General features: G+C 62.7%; 24 protein-coding genes. 6 read left to right on the top strand and 18 right to left on the bottom strand.

The genetic code is table 11. The features are described from left to right. Positions 1–2 precede the first annotated feature (2 nt). Positions 3–2633: a TonB-dependent receptor domain-containing protein gene (locus SR3_RS10330; RefSeq protein WP_169805607.1), complete on the bottom strand. Its 2631-nt coding sequence runs from the start codon at positions 2631–2633 to the stop codon at positions 3–5. A gap of 103 nt (positions 2634–2736) precedes the next feature. After that, on the bottom strand, positions 2737–3774 hold the full coding sequence (locus SR3_RS31825; protein WP_169805606.1) for a YncE family protein: 1038 nt from the start codon (positions 3772–3774) through the stop codon (positions 2737–2739). A gap of 204 nt (positions 3775–3978) precedes the next feature. Between SR3_RS31825 and SR3_RS10320 the strand changes: the two genes are divergently transcribed. From SR3_RS10320 to SR3_RS10305, 4 genes are all read left to right on the top strand, one after another. After that, positions 3979–5169 carry an MFS transporter gene (locus SR3_RS10320; RefSeq protein WP_068084873.1) on the top strand — a complete coding sequence of 397 codons (1191 nt, stop codon included), beginning with the start codon at positions 3979–3981 and terminating at the stop codon, positions 5167–5169. A gap of 61 nt (positions 5170–5230) precedes the next feature. Further along, positions 5231–6259, top strand: coding sequence for a LacI family DNA-binding transcriptional regulator (locus SR3_RS10315; protein WP_068084870.1), 1029 nt, complete (start codon positions 5231–5233; stop codon positions 6257–6259). A 192-nt stretch (positions 6260–6451) separates the two neighbouring features. Next, positions 6452–8137, top strand: a complete 1686-nt coding sequence (locus tag SR3_RS10310) for a phospholipase C (RefSeq protein WP_068084868.1) — start codon at positions 6452–6454, stop codon at positions 8135–8137. A 68-nt stretch (positions 8138–8205) separates the two neighbouring features. Then, complete coding sequence (locus SR3_RS10305; protein WP_084455334.1) at positions 8206–9588, top strand: cytochrome-c peroxidase; 1383 nt, start codon at positions 8206–8208, stop codon at positions 9586–9588. A gap of 130 nt (positions 9589–9718) precedes the next feature. Here the strand turns inward: SR3_RS10305 and SR3_RS10300 are convergent, their stop codons facing one another. The 7 genes from SR3_RS10300 to SR3_RS10270 form a co-directional block, all read right to left on the bottom strand. Continuing rightward, complete coding sequence (locus SR3_RS10300) at positions 9719–9952, bottom strand: hypothetical protein (RefSeq protein ID WP_068084865.1); 234 nt, start codon at positions 9950–9952, stop codon at positions 9719–9721. Beyond that, positions 9949–10149 carry a hypothetical protein gene (locus SR3_RS10295; RefSeq protein ID WP_068084861.1) on the bottom strand — a complete coding sequence of 67 codons (201 nt, stop codon included), beginning with the start codon at positions 10147–10149 and terminating at the stop codon, positions 9949–9951. Before SR3_RS10295 ends, SR3_RS10300 begins: the two co-directional genes overlap by 4 nt. Before the next feature lie 41 nt (positions 10150–10190). Continuing rightward, positions 10191–10493, bottom strand: a complete 303-nt coding sequence (locus tag SR3_RS10290; RefSeq protein WP_068084856.1) for a hypothetical protein — start codon at positions 10491–10493, stop codon at positions 10191–10193. 65 nt (positions 10494–10558) lie between these two features. Next, entirely contained in the window at positions 10559–10765 is a 207-nt protein-coding gene (locus SR3_RS10285; RefSeq protein ID WP_068084853.1) for a cold-shock protein, read from the bottom strand. A gap of 238 nt (positions 10766–11003) precedes the next feature. Continuing rightward, complete coding sequence (locus SR3_RS10280; protein WP_068084850.1) at positions 11004–11687, bottom strand: spermidine synthase; 684 nt, start codon at positions 11685–11687, stop codon at positions 11004–11006. A gap of 68 nt (positions 11688–11755) precedes the next feature. Next, positions 11756–12073 carry a DUF6481 family protein gene (locus SR3_RS10275; RefSeq protein ID WP_068084847.1) on the bottom strand — a complete coding sequence of 106 codons (318 nt, stop codon included), beginning with the start codon at positions 12071–12073 and terminating at the stop codon, positions 11756–11758. A 170-nt stretch (positions 12074–12243) separates the two neighbouring features. Next, positions 12244–12432, bottom strand: a complete 189-nt coding sequence (locus tag SR3_RS10270) for a hypothetical protein (RefSeq protein WP_068084845.1) — start codon at positions 12430–12432, stop codon at positions 12244–12246. Positions 12433–12774: 342 nt separating this feature from the next. Between SR3_RS10270 and SR3_RS10265 the strand changes: the two genes are divergently transcribed. Then, entirely contained in the window at positions 12775–13137 is a 363-nt protein-coding gene (locus SR3_RS10265; protein ID WP_068084842.1) for a response regulator, read from the top strand. Between the two features lie 34 nt (positions 13138–13171). On the opposite strand, the gene SR3_RS10260 is transcribed toward SR3_RS10265, so the two are convergent. The 4 genes from SR3_RS10260 to SR3_RS10245 form a co-directional block, all read right to left on the bottom strand. Further along, positions 13172–15169 (bottom strand): HWE histidine kinase domain-containing protein, encoded by a 1998-nt coding sequence (locus tag SR3_RS10260; protein ID WP_068084839.1) that lies wholly within the window; start codon positions 15167–15169, stop codon positions 13172–13174. A gap of 108 nt (positions 15170–15277) precedes the next feature. Continuing rightward, positions 15278–15727, bottom strand: a complete 450-nt coding sequence (locus SR3_RS10255; protein ID WP_068084834.1) for a response regulator — start codon at positions 15725–15727, stop codon at positions 15278–15280. Positions 15728–16005: 278 nt separating this feature from the next. Further along, positions 16006–16476 (bottom strand): cupin domain-containing protein, encoded by a 471-nt coding sequence (locus SR3_RS10250; RefSeq protein WP_218018793.1) that lies wholly within the window; start codon positions 16474–16476, stop codon positions 16006–16008. Positions 16477–16499: 23 nt separating this feature from the next. Further along, on the bottom strand, positions 16500–17357 hold the full coding sequence (locus SR3_RS10245; RefSeq protein WP_068085043.1) for an aldo/keto reductase: 858 nt from the start codon (positions 17355–17357) through the stop codon (positions 16500–16502). Positions 17358–17484: 127 nt separating this feature from the next. On the opposite strand from SR3_RS10245, the gene SR3_RS10240 reads away from it, so the two are divergent. Beyond that, positions 17485–18375, top strand: a complete 891-nt coding sequence (locus SR3_RS10240) for a LysR family transcriptional regulator (protein WP_068084828.1) — start codon at positions 17485–17487, stop codon at positions 18373–18375. 22 nt (positions 18376–18397) lie between these two features. Here the strand turns inward: SR3_RS10240 and SR3_RS10235 are convergent, their stop codons facing one another. The 5 genes from SR3_RS10235 to SR3_RS10215 all read right to left on the bottom strand — a co-directional run bounded on the left by SR3_RS10235 (position 18398) and on the right by SR3_RS10215 (position 21071). After that, the gene (locus SR3_RS10235) at positions 18398–19135 is read right to left on the bottom strand and encodes a glycosyltransferase (RefSeq protein ID WP_068085039.1); all 738 of its coding nucleotides are present in this window, start codon (positions 19133–19135) and stop codon (positions 18398–18400) included. Between the two features lie 57 nt (positions 19136–19192). Further along, positions 19193–19438, bottom strand: a complete 246-nt coding sequence (locus SR3_RS10230; protein WP_157098771.1) for a hypothetical protein — start codon at positions 19436–19438, stop codon at positions 19193–19195. Between the two features lie 126 nt (positions 19439–19564). After that, the gene (locus SR3_RS10225) at positions 19565–19810 is read right to left on the bottom strand and encodes a hypothetical protein (protein WP_068084824.1); all 246 of its coding nucleotides are present in this window, start codon (positions 19808–19810) and stop codon (positions 19565–19567) included. A gap of 158 nt (positions 19811–19968) precedes the next feature. Next, the gene (locus SR3_RS10220; RefSeq protein ID WP_068084818.1) at positions 19969–20229 is read right to left on the bottom strand and encodes a hypothetical protein; all 261 of its coding nucleotides are present in this window, start codon (positions 20227–20229) and stop codon (positions 19969–19971) included. Next, positions 20226–21071, bottom strand: coding sequence for a transglutaminase-like domain-containing protein (locus SR3_RS10215; RefSeq protein WP_068084815.1), 846 nt, complete (start codon positions 21069–21071; stop codon positions 20226–20228). The genes SR3_RS10220 and SR3_RS10215 overlap by 4 nt, the downstream gene beginning before the upstream one ends. Positions 21072–21319: the final 248 nt, after the last annotated feature.

Here is a 21319-nt window from a genome sequence, read left to right as displayed (position 1 = left end):
GATCACATTTTGAAATCGACGCCGAACAGATAGGAGGAACCGAAATACTGCAGCTCGGTAAAGCGCGCCGAACTCTTGCCCTCGGTCGCCACCTGATTTTCCCTGGTGATGTTGCGGCCCTGGAAAAACACCGTGACATGCTTGTTGATGGCGTAGCGCGCGTCGAGGTCGAAGTTCAGATAGGGCTGGACGTAATTGTCCAGAACCGGCGTGGCGCCCAGCGAGGTCATCGTCAGCCCCTGATAATTGCCGAAAAGCTGCAATGACAGGGGGCCATGCTTGTAGAAGGCTTCCACGTTGAAGGTGCGCGGCGTGGTGTAGGCCAGCGTCTCGCGATAGCCATTGCGCGTGGCGCCATGCGAATTGACGAAGGTGAAGTTGCCGCCGATCCCGAAGCCCGAGAGCAGGCCGGGCAGGAAGGTGAACTGCTGGTGGTAGTTCAGCTCGAAGCCGCGCGCGGAGGCATGGGGGATGTTGCCATAGGTGGAGAAGGTGGCATTGCCCGCGATGCCGGCAAAACTGCCGTTGGTGGTGGTGGCGACGACGTAATTGCTGAATTCTTTGTCGAACACGCCGGCTGAAACGATGCCGCCCAAAGGCAGGTAATATTCGATGCTGGCATCGTAATTGTTGCCGGTGGTGGCCCTGAGGTCGGGGTTGCCCTGGGTGATCGCGCCGGTGCCGTAATTGACGGTCTGGGTGGCGGTCAGCTGGCTGAAGCCGGGGCGGCCGATGGCCGTGGACCAGTTGGCGCGGGCGATCAGATCGTCGGTGATGCTGTAGCGCAGCTGGATGGTGGGGAACAGATTGCTGTAACTGCGCGACACGGTGCGCGGCGCCAGTGTGGTCACGCCCGAGGCGACGCTGGTTGCGGTGCCGCGATAGACGCCATCGGTCTTTTCATAGCGCAGCCCGGCCAGCACGCCCAGCCGGTTCCAGCTGGCGGCATACTGGATGTAGCCATTGTAGACATTTTCATTGTCGTTGAGCAGCGCCTGCCGGTTGGTGATCGCATCGGCTGCGGCATTCTCGGTCACCGAGCCACCCGTAATCAGCTGGCGAATGGCTGCGCCCGACAGCGCCGTGCCCAGATTGTAGGCGCCGTCGAAGATCGTGTAGCTGTTGGTTCCGGCCAGCTGCGCGCCGGTCAGCGAGGGCACGCCGGAATAGGTGTAGGTCCGGTCGTCATGCGTGACCTTTTCGAGGCGCAGGCCGCCGCCCATGCTCAGCGTGCCCTTGATGGCGCCAAGATCGAGCGGCGCAGACAGGCCGACATGCCCCGACCACTGGCCGTCGCGATCATCCTGATAGGCGTTGCTGAGCGAGGTGAGATTGTAGGCGGCGTAATTGGTGACCAGAGCGCCATTGGCCGCCGTCATGGTGGGCAGCTGGGGCGCGGTGACATTGTCGACATAGACCGATGCCGCCGTGGGGTTGGTCAGCGTGGCGCTGTAGGAATAGGGCGAATAGAGCCGGTTGCTGGCATAGGCGCCATAGTAGTCGAGGGTGATCTTGCCCGCATGGCTCACGCCGCCGAACTTGTAGAGCCGCTCGTCATCGTGGATGAGATTGTCGTTGAAGCCCTGAGACAGCGTGGTGGTGGCGTTGTAGGTGCCGGGCGTGGGGGTGGTGAAGCTCTGGTTCGAGAAGGTGTAGAGCAGCTGGTTCTTGATCGGGTGAAAATCGATGCCCGAGGCAAAGCCCTTGAAATAGAGCGTGGTGTTCTTGTCCACATCCCAAGAAAAGGTGCCGCCATAGCCGCGCCGGTTCTTGGTCTGGGTGTATTCCAGCTGCTGGGCCTTGCTCAGCGTGTTGCCGGGCAGGGTGCTCTTGTCGGCGAAGGTCTGCTGCAGATCGTCGAGATCCAGCGAATCGCGCATGTCGGTGACGAAGAAGGTCAGCGCGAAGGGCTTGTCGGCGGAGTTGTTGCGATCGAAGGGATTGCTGTCCAGCCCGAAGCGGATGCCTGCGTTGAGCGTGCCCTGAAAGATCCCGGTCGGGTGCGGCTGATGGATGCCGCCGGCCACGGTGACGTTGAGATACGGCGCTTCGCCCGGCGCGATGTCGTGGGACAGCAGGTTGATCTGGCCGCCCAGCGCCACGGCTTCCTGCGCGGGGGTGTTGGTCTTGATCAGCTCCAGCCCGCCGACCAGCGGGGCGGGGATCGCATCGAAGGGCACGGCGCGGCCTGTCGAGTTGATCGAACCGGCGGGCAGCAGCACGCCTTCATAGGTCACGCCGTTCAGATTGGGGTCGATGCCGCGGATCTGGATCGAGCGTGATTCACCGCTCTTGTTGATCACCGAGGCGCCCGGCAGGCGGCGCACCGCATCGCCCAACACGAAGTTGGGCATCTGCTTGATCTCCTCCTGCGAGGCGACATTGACCAGATTGGGGGCCTCCTTCTGGATCTTGCGGGCTTCCTCGGCGGTCTGGGCCTGGTGGTGAAGCGCCGCGCCAGTGACCAGAATGGCCGAGGAGGTGTCGCTGTCGGTATCTGCGGCGACGGGGGCGGCGGCAGGCGCCATCGGGGCTTCAGCCGCCATGGCGGGAAGGGCATAGCCGGAGAGCAGCGCGGTCGAGAGCAGCAGCACGGGTTTGCGCGGCAAGGCGAAGGGCATGGGCAAAGGCATGGGGTGTCTCGCTGATGTCGGTGGGTTCAGGGCGTCACGCGGAACCGGCATCCCGCCGGTTCCGACATGGGCTGATGAAGAGGGGCTGACGAAGAGTGTGCGATCAGCGCTGGTTCTTGCTGGCCGGGGCCATGGCATAGATGTCGAGCGCTGCCGGTCCGGTCGGGGTCCTTGCATGGGCGACATAGAGCTGGCGCAGGCTGGGCTCATAGATCGAGACCTTGCCCGTATGCGTGTCCATGCGCTGGATTTCCTCGAAATGGTCGGCATCGACCCGCTTGAGGACGCTCAGCCCTTCGGCGCCGCTGATGTAGAGGCGCTTGTTGGCTTCATCATAGGTGGCGCCATCGGCGGTTTCGACCACGCCGGTGGTCGAGAGGAGGTGGCCGTTGGCCGCATCCACCACGAAGAGCATGCCCGGTTTGCGCCCGGCGATGAACAGGCGGCGCGTTTTGGTGTCCAGCAGCAGCGGCGTGTTCATGTTGAGGCCGGGGATGTCCCACAAGGCCTTCACGCTGCGCGTCTTGAGATCGATGACCGCGATCTGCTTCTTGTCGCGCAGATTGACGTAGAGCAGGCCGCGCTCATGATCGACGGCCATGGATTCGATGTTGGTGGAAGCCACGGGGATGCGGCCGACTTCCTTGTGCAGCGCGGTGTCGATGATGGCGATCGCGCTGTTGTCCGAGGAATCCTTGGCGCCGCCGCAGCCGACATAGAACAGGCCCGACAGGGAATCGAACACCGCCTCATCCGCGCCAAGGCGCAGCGGGATGGTCTGGACGATCTTGAGCGAAGGCACGTCGATGACGAAAACCGCGCCCTTGTCACCATCGGCGACAAAGAGCTGATGCTGTCTGGGGGCATAGGCGGGCGTATGGGGGAAGCCGTAGCCGGTGCCGGTGCCGAGATGCGCGCCATCGCTCAGGCGGAACATTTCCACGGTCTTGTGCACCTCGGCGGTGATGAAGAGCAGATTGTCTTTCAGATCGACCGCGAAATGATCGAAGCCGCCCTGCTCGATCTCGGGCAGGAGGGTGGTCTTGAGCGGCGTCGCGACGGGCGTGTCGGCCATGGCGGGCGCGGCGCCGAGCATCAGGGCGAGCGTGCAGGCGTGAAGAACTGTCCGGCAGGTGGTCACGAGAAGATCTCCAGAAAATCAACGGCGATTGGCTGTCCCCGACCTGCCCCGAACCTGTGGGGCATGGATCGCATCGGCCATGGATAGGGATGATGCGCCGGGCCGCATGTGGCCTCTTGCACAGCTGTGCAAATAGGGGTGAGTCGTGACGGTGTTGTTACAAGCTGAACGGGGTCTGTCATTTTATGGCTCTAACCAGCGCCGGTGCCCGCCATCGCTCGCCCTGCCCTGTTCTCCACCCTTCGGGGGCCTTCGCGAGTCCACCAGATCAATCTGGCGACGGCCCTGCTGCGCAGCGGCTTCATGCCCTTTCTGTCGCTGTTCCTCCACGAACGCGGGCTTGATCCTGCCTCGATCGGCATGGTGATGGGTTTTGGCAGCATGGTGCATCTCGTGGCCACGGTCCCGGGCGGGCTGCTGATCGACCATACGCGTGGCAAGCCTGTGTGGCTGCTGATCGTCGGGGCGCTGATCCTGGCGGCATCGGTCTGCCTTATCCAAGCGCATGGTGTGATGGCGCTGTTGTGCGCGGTGGCGATGATGTCGCTGGCCGAGGCGGTGGTTGTGCCCGCCATACTGGTGCTCAACCTTGAGGGCATGGCGCCCCACGGGCTGACCGATCGGGTCGCGCAATCACAGGCTCTCGGCCATACAGGGCGGGCGGCTGGCCTGATGCTGTCGGGCGTGATCGGCAGCCGCTTCGGCTTTTCCGCGCTGATCGGCTTCGAGGCGATCTACCTCATCATGCTCCTGGGACTGGTATGGCGCGCCCCGTTGGCGATGGCTCCTGCCAGATCCAACCCGCCACCGTCTATCAATCCGGGCGTCGAACTGATCCTTCTGGGCGTGGCGCTGGGCCTTTTCCAGACAGGCAATGCGGTGCTCCATGTGCTGCTGAGTCTGGAACTGGCGGAAAAGCGGCAGCTGAGCGGACCGATGCTGGCCTCGCATATCGCGATGATCGCCCAGATCGCGATGGTCGTCTGCTCGCTGCTGGCGGCGCGGGCACTGCGCCGGTGGGGGCCCTGGACAGTGCTGGCGATCAGCTTCGCCATTCTCCCGGTTCGGTGCGCCTGCGCTCTCTTCCTGTCGGTTCCCTGGGCCATTCTCCCGGTCGAACTGCTGCATGGCGCCAGCGAGGCGCTGCAGATGGTGACCATAGCGGGCATCATCGGCAATCTCTACGCCGCATCCGGCCGTGCCGGGTCGCGTTTCAGCTGGGTGATGCTGCTGCAAGGCATGGGAACGGCGGCGAGTCCCCTCGTTGGCGGGTATATCGCCCAGTACTGGGATTGGCCGACAGCGTTCCAGCTGCTGGGCATGTTTGGCCTTTCGTCCCTGGCGCTTTGGGTCGTCAGTCGCCCCTATCTGCAAAATTTGACGCTCGCCGGCTGATTTTCTCTAGCATTACGAAGAATTAATGTTATTTGCACAGCTGTGCATACTGAGGTTCCCCATGAGTAAGAAGCGCTATGTCAGCGCCCGTGAAGTTGCCGAACATGCCGGCGTCTCCCGTTCGGCCGTGTCGCGCGCGCTGACTGACGGGGCGAGCATCTCGCCCGATCTGAAGGCGCGCGTTCTGGCTTCCGCGCATGAACTTGGCTATGAAATCAACATGCTGGCCAGAGGCTTGCTTGACGATCGCAGCATGATCGTGTCGCTGGTCTCGGCCTCGCTGGGCAGCCCTTTCATGGGCATGATGCTGCCGGCCATCACCGACCGGCTGATCGCCAAGGGTTATGCGCCGTTGCTGATCAACATCGGCACCACCCCGGCCATCGCCGAGGAATCGCTGCGTCAGGTGGTGCGCCTGCGTTCAAGCGCCGTCGTCATTCTTTCCGGCTCTCCCCCGGCCAGCTTTGTCGAGGCGACTCAGCGGACGGGCATCCCGATCATCGCCTTCAACCGCGATGAGCCCGGGATGGATCTGATCTGCGCCGACAATCACGAGGCCGGGCGCATCGCCTATGGTCGGCTGGCGCAGGTCAGCCGCACCATTTGCGCCGTTTCCCCGGCGCGCGAAACCTTCAGCATGCGCGCCCGCCTCGCCGGTTTTCTGGCCGGGGCCGAGGCGCTGGGCCATGCTCCGCCGCGCATCGTCAGGGCCATGCCCCCGCTGCGCAGCAGTGGCTATGCCGATTATGAGGGCGGTTATGCGCTGGGCGCGGAACTGGTGGGGAGCGATGGCATCGCAGACGGGCTGTTCTGCCTCAACGATCATATCGCTTTTGGCGTGATCGATGCGGCCCGGCGCTCGAGGCGTATGGTGGCCGGGCGGGATTTTTCGGTGATCGGTTTCGATGACGTGCCGATGGCGGCGTGGGACGCCTATCGCCTGACGACCTTTCGCCAGAATCCGGACACCTATGCCGATGAAGTTCTCGACCTTCTTGCGCGCAGGCTGGGGGAGCAGGGGCAGGATGCCATGGTGCGGCGGATTCCTGCGCAGATCATCGAAAGAGAGTCGATGAAAATCGATGAATAGGTTGAGATAAAATAATGTTTCTGAATTCAATATGTCATAAATCAGATGTATTTGACTTTTTAATATAAAAGTCGCGTTCCGGAATGAATTGCCGGATTTCTCAATCATTGTTCTTCAACGTCATCATGGCTTTGTGCGCCTGTTTGAGGGGGTTCTCTCTGAAAGCGCGTCAGCCTGTCTCCCGAGGATATCATGCTGAACAAGACTCGCCTGGCCGCGGCCACTTGCTTGACCTTGCTGTTCGCTCCCTGCCTTGGCGGTCTGGCTCAGGCAGCCCCGGCGCCCCACATGGGCGTTTCCATGCAGAACGCCTTGCCGACTGCCACGCCAATCAAGCATCTGGTCATCATCTTTGGTGAGAACCAGTCGTTCGACCACTATTTCGGCACCTATCCCAAGGCCGCCAATCCCGCCGGCGAGCCCGCTTTCATCGCCCGGCCCGCCACGCCGCAGGTCAATGGCTATCTGAGCAACCCCGCCTTGCTCACGGCCAATCCGAACACCACCAATGCCGCCAATCTGGCGACAGGCATCGCGCCCTCGCTGATGAACCCGTTCCGCATCGACCGCGCCCAGTTCGACACGGCGGGGCAGAACCATTCCTATATGCCCGAACAGCGCGCTTCCAACGGTGGCCGCATGGACGCTTTCGTGGCCAACACCGGGCATGGTTCCAAGGCGGGGGCGGGCTCTTTCGGCACGGCGGCGCAGGTCATGGGCTATTTCGACGGCAACACCGTCACCGCGCTGTGGAACTATGCCCAGCATTTCGCGATGAGCGACAATGCCTTCACCGACAGTTTCGGGCCATCGACCCCGGGGGCGCTGAACGTTGTTGCGGGCACCACCAATGGCGCCTCCAATGCTTCGGGCAATGGCTCGGTCCCGGATGGGCAGGGCGGCTTCACCATGATCGGCGATCCCGATCCCAAAGGCGATGTCTGCACCACCGGCAAGGATCCGGTGGTGATGGCGGGCCGCAACATTGGCGATCTGCTGAACCTTGCCGGGATCACCTGGGGCGGCTTCATGGGCGGCTTCGACACCAGCCTGACCAACGCCAATGGCACCACCGGCTGCGCGCGCAGCACCGTGTCGCCCAACACCAGCCGGACGGTGCGTGATTACAAGCCGCATCACGCCTGGTTCCAGTATTACGCCTCGACGCAGAATCCACAGCACACACGCCCCAGCGCGCCGGAGATGATCGGGCGGACCGAGCCCGTGCTCGATGCCGCCGGATCGACCACCCCGGTGCATCACCAATACGATTACAAGGATTTCGTCGCGGCGGTGGCGGCGGGCAATTTCCCCTCGGTCAGCTATCTCAAGGCGCCGGCCTTTCAGGATGGCCACCCGGGCAATTCCAACCCGCTGGACGAGCAGGCCTTCTATGCCAGCACGATCAATTTCCTCCAGCAGCAGCCTGACTGGAAAAACACGGCCATCCTCGTGCTTTATGACGATTCCGATGGCTGGTACGATCATCAGGCGCCCACTGTCACCACCTCGTCCGCCGATCCGGCCTTCGACCAGCTGACCGGGCCCGGCCATTGCGACGGCCCCGGCGCCAGGCCGGGCATCGGCCTTGACGGCAAGCCTGTGAACGGGCGTTGCGGGCCGGGATCGCGCATGCCTTTCCTGCTGATCTCGCCTTATGCGAAGGCCAACTTCGTCGACAGCACGCCGATCACCCAGGCTTCGGTCGTCCGCTTCATCGAGGACAACTGGCTGGGAGGGCAGCGGATCGGCGGCGGATCGGCGGATGCCACCGCCGGCAGCATCCTTGCCATGTTCGACTTCAAGGCGTCGCCGCGTCTGAAGCCCTTGTTCCTCGATCCGCAGCAGGGCACGGTGGTGGCTCGCGCTCCGGCCTGATGGTCCAGGCCCCCTTGCGCCGCTTTGGCGCCGGGCGCCGATGGCCGCCTTCTGACAGGATATCCAGCATGCCTGATGCCCATTCGGCCTGTCATGGCGGGCCTGGCCGCCGGGGGTGGGCAGGTGCTCGCGTGGTGCTTGTCGTTGCTGTTCTGGCGGCGCTGTTGTCAGCGGGCCTGCATGGGACATCGGCGACGGGCGCATCGGCGAATGACGGCCTCAATCCGCATCCCGTCGTGCTGCATCGACCGCCACAGCAGGCCCTGAGCGCGCTCGCCCTGATCGGCAAGCGGATGTTCAGCGATCCGCGCCTCTCGGCTTCGGGGCGGCAGTCCTGCGCCTCATGCCATAGCCCGACCCATGCCTTTGGCCCGCCGGATGGGACAAGGATGCAGGTCGGCGGTGCCAGCATGACGGTGCAAGGCGTGCGCGCGATCCCTTCGCTGGCCTATCTCTATCGGCAGGAGGCCTTTGGCATCGGCCCGGCGGGCGATGATGATGCGCCGGTTGCGCTGGAGATGCTGGCGGCTCAGGCACGGGGGGCGACGCGCTCGACGAAATCTGCGGGCATGGCGCCAGCCACGGCGGCTCTGGTGCCCAGCGGCGGGCTCTTCTGGGATGGGCGCGCGGATTCCCTGATGGATCAGGCCATGGGGCCGATGATGAATCCGGCAGAAATGGCCAATGCCAATGTTGCCGAGGCAGCGGCCCGGCTGGTGCGTGCCGGTTACGCCGAGGTGTTGCGACCTTTGTTCGGGGAAGGGCTGGCGGCCAAGCCGGATCTTCTGTTTGCCGAGGCCATGTCGGCCATCTCGCGCTATCAGATCGAGGACGGCGCCTTCCATCGGTTCGACAGCCGCTATGATCATTGGCTGGAGGGCAAGGCGCGGCTCACGGCGGCGCAGATGCGCGGGTTGCGCCTGTTCAATGACCCCGCCAAGGGCAATTGCGCGGCCTGCCATGTCAGCGCGCCGGGGCGTGACGGCATGCCGCCCTTGTTCACCGATACGGAATATGAGGCGCTGGGCGTACCACGCAACCGCAAGTTGAAAGTCAACCATGACCCGCATCATATCGATCTTGGCCTATGCGGGCCGATACGCGGCGATCTGGCGGAGCAGATGCAATATTGCGGGATGTTTTTGACGCCGACATTGCGCAATACGGCGCGGCGCGGGGTCTATTTTCACAATGGCGTCTATCACACGCTTGAGCAGGTCCTCAATTTCTACAATCGGCGCAATACCAATCCCGCGATGATCTATCCCCGCAACGCTGCCGGCCGGATCATGCTGTATGACGATCTCCCGCGGCCATACCATGTCAACATCGACGTGGCCGATGCTCCTTTCGACCGGAAGGCGGGGCAGAAACCACCTTTGAGCAAGCAGGATATCGGCGACATCATCGCTTTTATCAAAACCCTGGACGATGGTGATGCATTGCGATGAATGCGAAGGAGCGACAGGTTGTGGCGTTGGCGTTTGAAATGATGAAGGACCGCTTTGCCGGCGCCTGCTGACCGGTGGGTCGAGGTGTCCGGCAATCTGCAGCTTTTGCGGCGGCTTCTGTGCTCTCCGGTTAGTTGGCCTTACGAGCCAGAATGGCGGCTTCCACCTTGCGAAATCCTTCCGAAGTCGCGATGGCCAGATCAAGTGGCCTGGCCCCCAGCTTGGTGTCATGGGCGTTGAGGAAGGTCATTGCCCCGCCGGCGCCAAGCGCCTGAATGGCAACGCTCAGGATGCGCCCCTGCCGGTCAGCCGCTTCGCGCGACAAGGTCGGGCCCTGGGCGCGGCGTTGAAATGGCCGGTTCATGGATGTCCACCTTCCTGCTGAAGTGATTGAGCGCGCTGTTCGCGATGCTTTTCCAGCCTTTTGGTGCGGTCTGCCATGGCCTGCCATGCCGCCGCCGCCTTCAGGCGAATCTCGCGCACATTGGCCAGGTTTGTTTCTTCCGCTTCGCGGCGGCTTTGCGCGGCGCAGTCCAGATAGAAGTCGCTTTGTGACGGCATGCTTATCCTCGGATCTGCGCGGCGCGATGGCCTTGGGAAATTCAGTCGACCATATCGGCCACGATCCTGCGCAGTTCGTCAGGCGAAAGGACGCCGCGCTGCTCGACGGGATGATGCCGCGCCGCCAGGATGATGGGATTGATGGGGAGGTGGTTGTTCTTCAATTGGATATACATAAACTTACTCGAAAAATCGGGCGCCGATTGGCGCGGTATGATCTCTTTGGTGAGAGGGGAGGAAAGCGCTTCGATCGCATGTCGATCGTTTGCGCAGCGGCTTTCCCGTGCCCGGCCGCGATTCACATCCGAAGATGGATCAAGCACGCCGGGCACGGGCCAACGCATCGGGGGGAAGCCCCCGATGTGCCGGACAGTTCCCAAGGCTCACGCCGAGCCTTGGCGAACAGGGTTCAGGCCGAAGCCAGATTGACGGCGGACTGCTTGCCGCGACGATCGGTCTCGATCTCGTAGCTGACGCGCTGGTCCTTGTTGAGCGTCGCCATGCCGGCGCGCTCGACGGCGCTGATATGGACGAAGCTGTCATCGCCGCCGTCGACGGGCTGGATGAAGCCATAGCCCTTGTCGGAGTTGAAGAATTTGACGGTGCCGATAGGCATGGGTGTTTCCTTTTCACGAAAACGAGTACCCACCCGCAACAGCGCGGATGGAGCCGGAAGCGTGGGAAAGGAAGGAGAGCCCCTTTGGGATTAAATCCGTGAATCAAATCCGGGGGGAATCAAGTTCCGTCGCAGGCGACGTTAGCCAAGCCTATATGCGGTCAGGGTGTGGAAAAGTCAAGGGGCGATGCTTTCCGGGTGCCGGGCAGAGGCCCCATGTCTTTGTCGAAAACGGCGTTCAGCCTTCGTTTTCGGGGCGGCTGGCGAACCAGATTACGTGCTCCGAACCGCGATGATCCTTGTCCTCGCTGGTGATGATTTCCTCCACCAGAAAGCCGCTTTCCACCAGGCGCGCGGTGAAAGCCGGATCGGGGAAGGCGGACCATACGGCAAGGATGCCTCCCGGTTTCAGGGCCGATGTGACCGCGTGCAAACCATCCATCGTGTAGAGATGATCGTTGACGCGCCGGGTGATGCCTTCCGGGCCATTGTCGACATCGAGCAGGATGGCGTCATAGGCGCCGCGTGCGGCATCGATCAGCATGGCGACATCCTCGGTGACCAGCACAACGCGTGGATCATCGAGGCAGGATGCCGTCAGCTTTTCCATGGGGCCGCGCGCCCATGCGATGATCTCGGGCACCAGCTCGGCCAGGGTGACGCTGGCATCGGCCTCCAGCACGGCGAGCGCTGCCCGCAGCGTATAGCCCATGCCATAGCCGCCGATCAGCAGATCGAGCGTGGGCCGGCCTGCCAGCCTTTCGCAGGTCATGGTGGCCAGAGCTTCTTCCGAAGCGCTGGCGCGGGTGCTCATCAGCTCGGTGCAATCGAGCAGGATGGTGAATTCCTGACCACGCTGCACCAGCCGCAGTTCGCCGCCATCGGGAACCAGAGCCGTGGCGATCAGGTCGTGGCCGGGCAGGGAAATGCGGTCGGGCGGGCCGGAGGACGTCGAAGGGTGAGGGAGCGAAGCAAGCTTGGCGCTGTGTTCTAGTGCGATGACGTGCGTGCCTTGCGCGCGGCATAGCGTGCATCGCGGATGGCCTTGCGTTCGGCCTCCGTGGGGGCGGGAACGTCCTGGGCAATCTGCTTGGCCAGCTTTTCGGCCTTGGCCTGCAGGCGGGCTTCCGCGATGGCGGCCAGACGGGCGGCCAGGGCCGCTTCGCGTTCACGCGCCTTTTTCGCCTTGGCGACCAGCTGGGCCGGATCAGTGGCTGGCCTGGTTTTCAAACGGGCGATCGCGCTTTCTCGGGCGCGGGTGGCAACCGCGATCCTGTCCTGGAAACCAGGCTCTTTATAGGCTGTCATGGGATTAAAAGACGCTTTCTGCGTTCAAGGAGACGCATCCATGCGCCGGCGTCATCAGTACAATGACGGCCTTGAGGCGCTAGCATGGTTGGCAGGCGCTGTCCAAGTGAATGCGATACACCAGGCTGGCCGGGGCCATGGCCGGCCTGCGAGATGGCGTGTGCTTTGTCCTAAAAGGCAGGACCTGCATCCGTTGGCCTGAAGCCCAGACGCCAAAGATGGTCCAGCAAGGATTGCGCCTCATTCGAGGCAATTTTGCGCCTCGCGTCTTCCCGGCGGTCGATGGCGTTCATGGCGGCGCGGGAAAGCAACTGCGCCTTCCAACTGGTTTCATGCAAGTCGGAAAAGGTGAGGGGCATGGGCTTCGCTCTCGATCGGTCGCCATCCCGCTGGAGAAGGTGTGCCCGGGCGGGGGTGGTGGAGGCCCGGTCTCACCGTAAGGCTGTGGCGGAATGCTTTCCGATCGAAGCTTAACATCAGGAAACAAGCGCGCTTTGATACGGTTCCGTTTATCCGGGCCATTTTACCGCGCCATAGGCATGGCCGATCCGGAATCCAGAGACATCGAGGAGCGGCGGAATAATTTGCAAGGCCCGGGAACGGATAGGTCTTTGACTGGTAGGTTCCCGATAGGCTCCGAGGCTCAATTCGCCGTCTCGTTCGGTCGCACCCAGGGCGAATGAAGCAGGACAATCCCCAACATGACGCAGAAGGCCGTCGTCCTCGTGGTCGAGGACGAACCGATTCTTCGGATGCTCGCCGTGGATGTCGTCGAGGAAGCCGGCTTCGAGGCGATCGATGCGCCGGATGCCGATGCGGCCATGTCCGTTCTGGAAAGCAGGGCAGACATCCGCCTCGTGTTCACCGATATCGATATGCCGGGCAGCATGAACGGGTTGGGGCTGGCGGCCCGTATCCATGATCGCTGGCCGCTGATCGCCCTGATCGTGACCTCCGGCAAGGTCAGGCCCTTGGGGGCCGCCTTGCCGGGGAAGGCGATATTCATCCCCAAGCCTTTCGACCTTCCTCATGTGATCAGCGCCTTGCAACATATGGCGGCCTGACGCTGGGAAGGACATGGTCTTCTGGCCGATGCCCTCAGCTGGCGGCGACCAGCTTTCCTTCCAGCCGGAAGCGCAGGCCCTCCGGATCATAGGCGACGCTGCCCGTTCCGCTGAAATGCGAGGATGCGGCATTGTCGATCAGGCGGGAACCCAGACCGCGCCGCGTCGGCGGCGCGACGGTCGGCCCGCCCTGTTCGCGCCAGCTCATGGTAAAGCGTTCCCCGGCCAGATCCCAGTCCAGCTCGATGGTGCCCGTGTCATTCGAGAGCGCGCCATATTTCGTGGCATTGGTGGCCAGCTCATGCAGCGTCAGGGCCAGGCCAAGCACCTGATCGGCATTCAGGATGATCGAGGGCCCCGATATGGCGATCCTGCCGCGCTCCCCCTGATGGGCAGCCAGCGTGGCGCTGACCACGGCATGGATGTCGGCGGCCTTCCATGAGGTGGCGATCAGGATGTCCTGCGCCTGCGCCATGGTCTGCAAGCGCGCGGCGATCGTCCGGGCGCCGTCCTCCAGGCTGGTGGTATGCCTCAGCGTGTAGCTGGTGATGGCCTGAACCATCGCCAGCAGGTTCTTCATGCGATGCGCCAATTCGTGATTGAGCGTGTTCTGCCGCTCCTCGGCCTTCAGCCGGGCCAGCGCGGCCTGGGTGCGATCGGCCACCTGTTCGACGAAGCTGATGTCGTCCGGAGAGAGCTGACGCAGATCGTCGAAATGGACGAAGGCGACCAGCACGAAGCGATCCTGCTCGAAGATCGGGAAATTGAGCAGCACGCGAATGCCCAGATCGGCCATGGCCTGCGCATTGGCCATGGTCCTTGGATCGGTCCTGATATCGGCCACGATCACCGTTTCGCGCCGTTTCAGATCCTCGATGAAACTGCCGAAATCGCGGAAGCGGAAGATGCCCTCCACCGGCCCGGCCCCCTCCGCGCACCAGTTGCGGTGCATCACCACCGTTTCCTGCTCGGGATCGACGGTGCCCAGACCCGCGCGCGTCGCCTGCAAGGCCTCGGCCATGATCTGCGCGGCGGTATGGGTGATCTGCGCCGGATCATGCATGGTGCGCAGCTTTTCACCGAGTTCGGCCAGCGCGGCCTGCCGTCGCATCTGCTTCACCCGATCGGTCACATCATGGCCGACGACGAAAATGCCGGTCACGCCCCCGGCATCCTTGATCGGCTGATACAGGAAATCCAGAAAACGATCGGTGGAGGATTCGCCCGGTTTGGTGGCCGCGACGAAATGGGCGCCGCGCATGGAGAACGGCTGGCCCTCGGTATAGACCCTGTCGAGCAGCGCCACGAAGCCCTGCTCGGCGGCTTCGGGCAGGGCTTCGGCCACGGTGCGCCCGATGACGCTGCGCTGGTCGATCAGCGCGCGATAGGCCGGATTGGCGGAGACGAAGATATGATCCGGGCCTTCCAGCACCGCCATGAAGCTGGGCGCGTCGTCGAACATGGCGCTGGCGCGGCGCAACTCGTCCAGAGCGCCATCCCGGGCCGAGCGCAATTGCACGATCAGGCGATCGCGCTGCTGCAGCAGATCCTCGATCACCGCCATCTGCCGCGCTGTCGCCAGATGCTTGGCGATCAGATCCGAAAGCAGCTTGAAGGTGTTGAGAACCTCAGGCGTGTTCAGCTTGCGGGGCTGCGAATCGATGGCGCACAGCGTGCCGAAGAATGACCCGTCCGGCAGCAGGATCGGGAAGGAGACATAGCTGCGCAACCCATAGAGCGCGGGCGTGTGATGATTGCAGTAAAGCGGATCGGCGGCGACATCCTCGATGACGACCGGCTGGCGATGATCCCTGATCTCATGGCAGATCGTGGTTTCCAGCGGCAGCTCGCCCCCGGGCAGCAGGCCAAAGGCGATCTCGTCACGCGTGGCGCAGGCCAGCCACTGCTTCTCGGTGACGCTGGCAATGGCGGCAAAGCCCATGGAGGTGGTGTGGCAGACCATCGCCAGAATGGCGGGAACCGCTTCCATCCCCGCGATCCGTTCCAGATCCTGTTGCTTTTCCCGATCCAAGCGCTGCCCTCCTTGCCCGCGATGTCCCTGTATCGCGCGCTGGCCGGCTTGTCTGCTGTCAACTTCGGAGAAGGATGCCTTGCGGCATCAGCGGGCATCAAGCTTCTGCTAGTTTTGCCAAAGCATCAGGAGGCTTTCCGCCCTGGCAACAGCCTCATCACCTGTCGCGGGCTTCGCCAGCCGTATCACATCCCTGAATTCAGAAGGAATTTCCTCGACATCATAGCCTGTGCTGAACAGCAACGGGATGCCGCGCCGCAAGAGCGCCTCGGCGAGAGGATAGGCCAATTGACCACCCAGGTTGAGATCGACGATGCCAAGGTGAATCTCCTCCTCGCTCTGGAGCAGGGACATCGCGCCGTCGATCGATGACACCGGGCCAATGATCCGGGCCCCGGCCCGCTCGAAGGCTTCCGTCAGATCCAAAGCGATCAGAAGCTCATCTTCCGCGATAAGTACCCGCCGAGCCGCAAGGCAAGGAACAATCACGCTTTCAACCCCGATCTGTTGCAAAAATCCGACCGGACAAATTATGGCGAAGTCGATTTCGGCGAGCAATCAGCTTCGAATGTGTTCTTTCACGCAATGGCGCACATAAAGCACGTTTCATCAAGCCGGTATCGCGGATTGGGGGAGGTGCCAGCATGCCCGTCGCTCAGGGGGAGCCGACCGGCATGCTGGCCAATGCTCGGCACCGACCCGAGATGACATTGGGAATGTCTTCGGGAAAGCCGTAGCGTTCCTGCCCAAACAAACTTAAGGCAAAAAGGTTCCGGGAAAAATGCTCTGTTCTGTGCCTGATCGGAATGCGCGGCTTGAGGGCTATGTGCCGTCGATCATTGTGCCGCCGCATGTTGGTACTCGGCTGGCGTCACCGGCAGCAGCCAGACCGTCTTACCTTTTTGCGTGGGGGTCACGGCGAAATAGGAGAAATCCGAGCTGGGCGTCGCGCCATGCCAATGCTCGACACCCGGCGCTGACTTGATGACATCGCCTTTATGGACCAGCCGGGCCGGCTTTCCCTTCTCCTGATAATAACCCGTGCCCTGGGTGATCACCAGAACCTGCCCGCCGGGATGGATATGCCAATCCAGTTTCGCGCCCGGCCCGTAATCGGCAACGGCGATGCTGGGATCGAACACATCATCCCCGACATTGAGTTCCTTGAGCCAGATATCACCCGTATGGTTCCTGGTCGTTGAAAGCTCACCCTTGGGAAAGAGCGCGGGTTCGCCATGGGCAGCACTGGCAACAAGGAAAAGGGCCATGGCGGGAGCCATCATGATTTTTGCCGTCAGTTTCATCATCATCCTCTCTTATGGTTTTGCCGTCAAAGCTTGCGCGTGCCGAGCCATTGGACCATCGCCGGGTCGCGGTGATCGAAGAAGCTGCTGGCCTTCTGGTCGAGCGCCGCGATGGCAGCGATATCGTCCTGATCCAGCGTGAAATCGAACACCGCGAAATTCTCGGCCATGCGTTCCTTGCGGACCGACTTCGGGATGGCCACGATGCCGCGCTGGATCAGCCAGCGCAGCACCACCTGCGCGACGCTTTTGCCATGCTTGTGGCCGATGGCCTGCAGGGCCTCATGGGTGAACAGGCCGTTCTTGCCCTCGGCGAAGGGGCCCCATGCCTCGGGCTGGATCTTATGGTTCTGCAGCAATTGCTGCGCATCATGCTGTTGATGGAAGGGATGGATCTCGATCTGGTTCACCGCCGGGGTGATCTGGTTGTGCAGCACGAAATCCAGCGCGCGATCGGGGTAAAAGTTGCTGATGCCGATGGCGCGGATGCGCCCGGCGCGATAGAGTTCCTCCATGGCCCGCCACGCGCCATAGACATCGCCATAGGGCTGGTGGATCAGCCAGAGGTCGAGATAATCGAGCTGCAGCTTGTTGAGCGAGCGTTCGAAGGCGGCCTTGGCGCCCTCATAGCTGGCATCCTCGATCCACAGCTTGGTGGTGACGAACAGCTCGCCCCGGTCGATGCCATGGCTGCGGATGGCCGCGCCGACGGCCTCCTCATTGCCATAGGAGCGGGCGGTGTCGAGCAGGCGGTAGCCCACGTCGATGGCATCGCGCACGCTTCTTTCGCATTCGGCCGGATCGGGCACCTGAAACACGCCGAAGCCGAGGATCGGCATGGCCACGCCATTGTTCAGGGTGACGGTGGGCGTGGTGCTGGTCATGATCGTCGCTTTCAGGGTGGGCAGGTTCTGACGGCGATCATACATGGCAGAGGTTCTTGCGAACAGAGGAGGCAATCGGCATGGCTCCATGACACTGAGTCATGGAACGGATGCGAGGAGCAGCGGCATGTATCGCGACGATCTGGGAAGTCTGGCGATGTTTCAGGCTGTCGCGCAGGCGGGCAGCTTCACCAAGGCTGCGGCGCAACTGGGCGTGTCGCAATCGGCGCTGAGCCATTCCCTGCGCCGGCTGGAGGTCAAGCTGGGCCTGCGCCTGCTCAACCGATCATCGCGCAGCATTGCGCCCACCGAAGCGGGGGAGCGGCTGCTCGAAACACTGGGCCCGGCGCTGGAGCAGATCGATGCCAGGATTGCGTCGCTCACGGCCTTGCGCGATCAGCCTGCCGGAACCATCCGCATCTCGGCGGCCGAACATTCGGCGCGGACCCTGTTGTGGCCGGCGGTCGACCGGCTCGTCGCCCGCTATCCCGACATTCGCGTCGAGATCAACGTCAATGCCGGGCTGACCGACATTGTCGCCGGGCGTTACGATGCGGGCGTTCGTCTGGGGGAAAGGCTGGAGCAGGACATGATCGCGGTGAGGATCGGCCCGCGTCTGCGCATGGTGACGGCGGGGGCTCCGGCCTATTTCGCCCAGCATGGCCGCCCGGCGACACCCCATGATCTGTCCCGCCATCGCTGCATCAATCTGCGGATGGCGAGCGGAAACCTCTACAGTTGGGAATATGAAAAGGACGGACGGGAGCTGAAGGTCAAGGTCGATGGCCAGCTGGTGTTCAACGATGTCGAACTCCTCGTGGCGGCGGCGGTTCAGGGGCATGGCCTTGTGCATCTGGTGGAAGACCGGGCCGCGCCGCTTTTGGCCTCGGGCGCGCTGGAGCCGGTGCTGGAGGATTGGTGCGAGCCCTTCGACGGCTATTACCTCTATTATCCGAGCCGGCGCCAGCCATCGCCCGCCTTCAGCCTTTTGCTGGAGGCGCTGCGCTTCAAGGGCTGACGCTCACCGTCCGTTCGGATGCTCACCGAATGTCCTGATAATGCCTGGTGGCTGGCTTGCCCCGCATGGCAATGGACAGGTAATTGGCGAAATAGAGACCCGCGATGCGCGCAAACCCCTGCTTGCGCATGCGGCGCCCCGATGTCGGCATGACGAAGCGGGGCGAGAACAGCACCTTGCCATGGCTTCTGGCGCGTTTCCCGATATCGACATCCTCGCCGTAGAATTCGATCGTGCGGTCGAACCCGCCCATCTTTTCCAGCACATCGCGGCGGATCGCGAAATTGCCGCCCACCATCATATAGCCGGTCAGCTTGTAGAGCGGCCTTGCCGCGATGAACCATGCCCGGGAAATACCGTTCCGCGCCCGCCCCAGATCGTAGAAGCTGTAAGGGCCCGACAGACACGCCAGAGACTCGCGCGCGGCGAATTGCTCGCGGATCTGCGCGATCCAGCCGGCGGGCGGCTGGGTGTCGGCATCGACATAGGCGATGATCTCGCCGCTGGCCGCCTGAAAACCGCACTGGCGGGCGCGGGTGATGCCCTTGTGCGGCTCGAACACATAGGTCACGCCCGGATAGCCCTCGATGATCTGGCGGGTGCGGTCCGTGCTGTTGTTGTCGATGACGATGATTTCCAGCGCCTCGCCCGCGACATTGCTCATGATCGCATCGAGGCAGGCGGGGAGGTAATCCTCCTCGTTATAGGCGGGGACGATCAGGCTGATGGTCGGGCTCTGGCGGGCTGTGGCGTTTTTCATGATGGCACGCAGGTTGCACCATCCAGGTTCCGGTAACATGACAGTCATGCATTGCGGTCAGTTCTTGTCCCAGGCGCGAAAATGTCTTGTATAGGCCATCTGCGTGGCATCGACGTGATCGAGCACCAGATCGTCTGTCACGATTTCATAGCGCCATTGCTCTTCCAGAGGGCGGCCGATCACATGGCGAATGGCGAGACCCAGCGTCCAATCGCCTTCCTGCCGCATGCTGCGCGCCACCCCGAGCGGATCATGCTGAAATTTCCACAGCGTCACGAACGCATCGAACTGAGGCGTGTTCATGAGGTTTTCCTTCATGGAACATGCGGGCTTCCGCATGCCCATTCATCCCGGTGCTTTTGCGGCAAAGGTCAGTAACGCTTGTGGCTGTGCGGTCTCCGTGCCGTCCGGCAGGTGGAGGAGGCCTGCCTATCGTCTTTGCCATTGCTCAAAGATGCTTGTGTTGGCCAGGCGCAGCATATCCAGATGATCGATCGCGAAGGCGCCGTGGACCACGGCAAAACGCCATTGCTCATCACCGGGCTGGTTGATCACATGGGTGATCGCGGCCCCGAAGGTCCATTCGCCCTTTTGAAGCATGCTGCGGATCACACCGCCATGGTCGGCGGCCAGCCGCCAGAACGTCACTGTCGTGTTGAAGGCGAGTTCGGGCATGGCGCGGTCCTCGGGCGGACTCGCGGAACGCCGCGTGCCCCACGATCTCAGCGCTTCTTTCGCGCAAAGGTCAAAGCAATTCCCGCCACCCTGGCGCCTTTGCGACGAGGTGAGATATCGCGGCGCGCGCGAAGGTCATCTTTCACCTCATGGCACCTTCAACGATCGGACAGTCCCCGATCGGGATTCTCGCTCTGCGCTTCGTTGTCCTGCAGGTCTTCTTCCTGCTCCAGAGGGCTCAGGCGCAGGCGGGGGGCCGAGACATGGCCGTTTTCGCGGCTTTCCGCCCATGCGGCTTCGGTGTTCCACGCCTTGGCGGCGGCCCGGGCGATCTTGCGGACATTTTCGAGGGGTTCGCTGGCGGCGCGCTGAAGCTGGAGGGCTTCCTGGGCGCGGCAAAATGCGGCTGAGAGTGTCATGTCCAGGTCCTTGCAGGCAGAAGGAAGGTGCGATCGCTCGCTTCTTCATGGGTGTGGACCTGGAAGCGGGACAGCTTGGCCAGGCCGAAGGTGGTGACGAGCGCGGCATCGGCAGCATCGCGCCCGCGCGCCATCAGGATGCGCCCCGCGCGCGGGGTGTTGTGGCGGGCATCGAAGGTGTACCAGCGCCCCGCCAGAAACACCTCGAACCATGCGGAGAAATCCATCTCTCCCACCACGGCGGGCAGATCCATGTCGCCCAGATAGCCGGTGCAGTAGCGGGCGGGGATGTTCATGCAGCGGCACAGGGCGATCGCCAGATGGGCATAGTCGCGGCACACGCCGGTCTGTTCCTGCCACGCGTCGAAGGCGGTCTTGGTGGGGCGGGCATGTTCATAGCCGAAGGCGATGCGCTGATGCGTATAGGCGACGATGGCCTGCACCTGCGCCCAGCCCGGGGTAATCCGGCTGAACAGCGGCCAGGCAATGTCCACCAGCCGGTCCGTCTCGCAATAGCGGCTGCCCAGCAGATAGACCATGATCTCGTCGGGCAGATCGCTGACGGGCACGGCCAGGGCATCGGTCGCCACGACATCGGGAAGGAAGGCATCCTCGATGGTGAAGCTGCAGGACAGGGTGATGCCGCCGGCCGGCATGGTCAGCCGCGTGCAGACATTGCCGAAGCCATCCATGTAATCATACAGCGGCACCTCGGGCACGGTGGTGATCCGCTGCACGCTGCGCAGATCGCGGTTGCGCGAGGGATGAACGCTGAGCGCGGCCAGCATCGGCGTGGCCAGATCGGCTTCGAAGGCCATCTCATATCCGGCGCGGATTAGCATCCTGGCGCTCCTGCATGCAAGGGAAAGGCTTCGCGAGAGCGGGCATGGCGCCGGACCGAAGGGAGAGAGCCATGAGAGGCTTTCGCACGCAGAGCAGATAAATGCCCTCATGGCGACAAATATATTTTCTATTTTTCCCTACCACACCGAATTGAGTCTGCAAAACCGTAAAAGTGGTGTAGGGCTGGGCCATCACTTGATGATAATCCAAGCCACATGTGACAGAGGGACTGACTGCGCCCCCGCTT

The sequence above is a fragment of the Novosphingobium rosa NBRC 15208 genome, from assembly GCF_001598555.1.
GTDB classification, from domain to species: Bacteria; Pseudomonadota; Alphaproteobacteria; order Sphingomonadales; family Sphingomonadaceae; genus Novosphingobium; species Novosphingobium rosa.
This window is presented reverse-complemented; position numbering and strand designations above follow the sequence as displayed.